Annotated in this window: 4 protein-coding genes; all 4 read left to right on the top strand. The window is 63.7% G+C overall.

What is annotated here, in order from left to right:
- The coding region (locus tag ABUA09_RS18160; protein WP_349949621.1) for a hypothetical protein at positions 1–865 on the top strand (865 nt) is incomplete at its 5' end.
- Positions 798–1712 (top strand): carbohydrate ABC transporter permease, encoded by a 915-nt coding sequence (locus ABUA09_RS18155; protein ID WP_058117409.1) that lies wholly within the window; start codon positions 798–800, stop codon positions 1710–1712. The genes ABUA09_RS18160 and ABUA09_RS18155, both read left to right, overlap by 68 nt.
- Positions 1709–2548: a carbohydrate ABC transporter permease gene (locus tag ABUA09_RS18150; RefSeq protein WP_058117410.1), complete on the top strand. Its 840-nt coding sequence runs from the start codon at positions 1709–1711 to the stop codon at positions 2546–2548. Before ABUA09_RS18155 ends, ABUA09_RS18150 begins: the two co-directional genes overlap by 4 nt.
- Positions 2549–2650: 102 nt before the next feature.
- On the top strand, positions 2651–3299 hold a 649-nt coding region (locus tag ABUA09_RS18145; RefSeq protein WP_502880791.1), incomplete at its 3' end, for an ABC transporter ATP-binding protein.

The following is a 3299-nucleotide window of genomic DNA, read 5'->3' as shown; positions in this document are numbered from 1 at the left end:
GCAGGCGGTGCTCTGGAAGGGGAAGACCTACTATGTCAGGGGTGTGATGAAGGGGAGCGGCGGGCTTCTTCTGGTGCAGGGAGGGGAGGACGCGGAGCCTTGGCCCAACCTCCTGCTGCGCTTTCGGGACGGAGACGCCGGGACCCAGGCAGAGCACTTTCTGAGCCAGAACCAGATCCCAGGCGGACAAATGCTGGACCTGTCCCTGCTCCACCAAGGCCTGACCGCACTGGCGGCCTTGCCCGGCGCGGCGCTGACTGTGGGGATACTGCTGCGCCTGTTCCAGCGGGGACGGGCGCTGACCGCCGCGCCGCTGCTGCTGGTCTGCTATCTGCCGCCGGCGCTGCTGGGGGCGGGGGCGGTCCTGTGGTGTGCGGGCGCTCCATGGTCTGTGCCGGAGCGGTTCATTCCCACCCGGTGGTCTGATTTTGAGTTCTGGGTCCGGCTGTTCTCGGGCGGGATGGAAAAGCTGCGGGGCTATCTGACCTTGGCGGCCGTTCAGCGGGACCTGCGGTATGGTGCCCTGGCAGCGGGCTGTGCGCTGCTGTCTCTGACCGCACTGGCGCTGGCCGTTTTGGCCGCAGAGCGGGCCGGGGTCCGGACAGAACGGGTACTTGCTGTGAGGGCCTGCGCCGTGTGGGCGCTCACCTTCGGCATCGCTCTCGTCTTTGCGCCTTTTGGGGGTGTGAAGGTGAAGCGGCCGCTCTGGCTGCTGCCGGCGGCGTGGTTGCTGTCGGATTGGTGCCTGGAGCGGCACCGCCGTTTTTTGGATCGGAGAAGAGAGGAGGAACGGGGAGATGAAATTGCCATGGAGCCGTCGGCGCGTGCCGGCGAAGGCGGCGGGAGGCCCTCCGCCGGAGTTTGAGCCGGAGACAGATGGGGCGGTCCCATGGCTTTTCCTATGCCCCAGTCTGCTTTCCGTGGCGGTGCTGGTGCTGCTGCCCTTTCTGGACGCGGTGCGCCGCTCCTTCTTTTCCGCCATGAGCGGTCAGTTTGTCGGGTTTAAAAATTATGCCGCCGTCCTCCGGAACGAGGCGTTTCGGCTGGCTGCCGCCAATACCGCCAGATTTGTGCTGGTGTGCATCCCCCTGCTGCTGGGGTTTTCCCTGCTGCTGGCCCTGCTGGTGAGCGCTGTACGGGAAAAAAGGGGTATTTTCAAGACCTCATTTCTCATCCCAATGTCCATTCCTGTGGCCTCCGTGGTCCTTCTCTGGAGGGTGGTCTTTCACGAACATGGACTCTTCAACGCGCTGCTGGGACGGTTGGGGTGCGCTCCGGTAAACTGGCTGGACAGCGGCGGGACCTTTTTTGTGCTGGTGTTTACCTATCTGTGGAAAAACATCGGATATGATATGGTCTTGTGGCTTTCAGGGCTCACGGCCATCCCGCCCGCCCTCTACGAGTCGGCCTCCATCGACGGCGCCGGCGCGCTTCAGCGTTTCTTCCGCATCACCCTGCCCAATCTGACGCCCGCCTTCTACACCGTCGCGGTCCTCTCCCTCCTGAACTCCTTCAAGGTGTTTCGGGAGGCCTATCTGATCGGCGGGAGCTATCCCAATCAGAGCATCTATATGCTCCAGCACCTCTTCAACAATTGGTTCACCAGTCTGGATGTGGACAAGATGTGTGCCGGGGCCGTGCTCATGGCGCTGGCGGTCTTTGCGCTTATTCTGCTGCTCCAGCGGCTGTGGGGAAGGGAGGGGCCGGGATGAGAAGATGGTTCCTCGCCATGCTGCTCTCTGCGCTGGCCCTGTTCGCCTGGGCACCGCTCTGGATGCTTTTGTCCGGGTCCCTCATGGGGGCGGAAGAGGTGGCCGGGAATCTGGGCCCCGTGCTTGGGGATACAGAGGGGGCGGCGGTGTGGCCCCTGCTGCCCCTATACCCCACGTTGCGGCCCTATGTGGAGCTGCTTTTGGATTCACCGGAATTTTTTACGATGTTTTGGAACTCCTGTAGGCAGGTCGCGCCGGTGGTGGCGGGACAGGTCCTCATCGGTGCGCCCGCCGCCTGGGCGTTTGCCCGGCTCCGCTTCCGGGGGAAAAAGGCCCTGTTCTCTCTCTACATCGTGCTCATGCTCATGCCCTTCCAGGTGACCATGGTGTCGAGCTATCTGGTATTGGACGGGTTGGGGCTGCTGGACACCGTCTGGGCCGTGATCCTTCCGGGGGCGGTGTCCACCTTCCCCGTCTTTCTCATGGTCCGTTTTTTCGCCGCCATCCCCTCCGCCCTCACGGAAGCCGCGGCGCTGGACGGCGCGGGACCGCTCCGGACCTTTCTGCATGTGGGGCTCCCCCTGGGAGCGCCGGGGCTCCTCTCCGCCGTGGTGCTGGGCTTTCTCGAGTACTGGAATGCACTGGAGCAGCCCCTCACGTTCCTCAAGGACAAGACCCTCTGGCCGCTGTCGTTGTATCTCCCCACCGTCACGGCGGACAACGCGGGGGTATCCCTGGCGGCCTCCGTGGTGATGCTGCTGCCGGCTCTGCTCATCTTCCTCTTTGGGCAGAAGTATCTGGAACAGGGGATCGCCGCGGCGGGGTTGAAGGATTAGGGCATGCCCCGGAGATGGTTCATACGCCCAAACGCCGGGCCCGGACAAGTCCTTGGGGCCGCTTTTGCGAAAGGCCCGATCAAGTGCAAGGGAGGATATCAGATGATGGAAGCCACTGCTCTGGAGATAGAACAGGTGAATAAGTGGTACGCCGCCGACGTCCACGCGGTGCGGGATGTGAATCTCGCCGTGGAGCCGGGAGAATTTATGATCTTTGTGGGCCCCTCCGGCTGTGGAAAGTCCACTCTGCTCAGAATGGTGGCGGGGTTGGAGCGGGTGGACAGCGGCGTGATCCGCATGGATGGAAAGAGTATCCACCGGGTGCCCCCGAGGGACCGCGATATCGCCATGGTTTTTCAGAACTATGCCCTCTATCCCACTATGAAGGTCTATGACAACATGGCTTTCCCACTGAAAATGCGCCGATGGGGGCGGGAGGAGATCCGAGCGCGGGTGATGGAGGTAGCCGAGAGCCTGGGCCTTCTAGAGTACCTGGATCGCCGGCCTGGCGCCCTCTCCGGCGGCCAGCGCCAGCGGGTGGCGCTGGGACGGGCCCTGGTGCGGCGCCCCCGCCTCTTCCTCATGGACGAGCCTCTCTCCAACCTGGACGCCAAGCTTCGGGTGGATATGCGTCGGGAGATCGTGTCGTTCCAGCGGGACCTGGGCACCACTACCGTCTACGTCACCCACGACCAGACCGAGGCCATGACCATGGGAAGCCGCATCGCCGTGCTGCGGGACGGCGTCCTCC

This window comes from Intestinimonas sp. RTP31139st1_F5_RTP31139_211217 (genome assembly GCF_040226735.1).
GTDB classification, from domain to species: Bacteria; Bacillota; Clostridia; order Oscillospirales; family Oscillospiraceae; genus Intestinimonas; species Intestinimonas butyriciproducens.
Note: the sequence above shows the minus strand (reverse complement) of the source record. Positions and strands in the feature narration are given on the sequence as shown.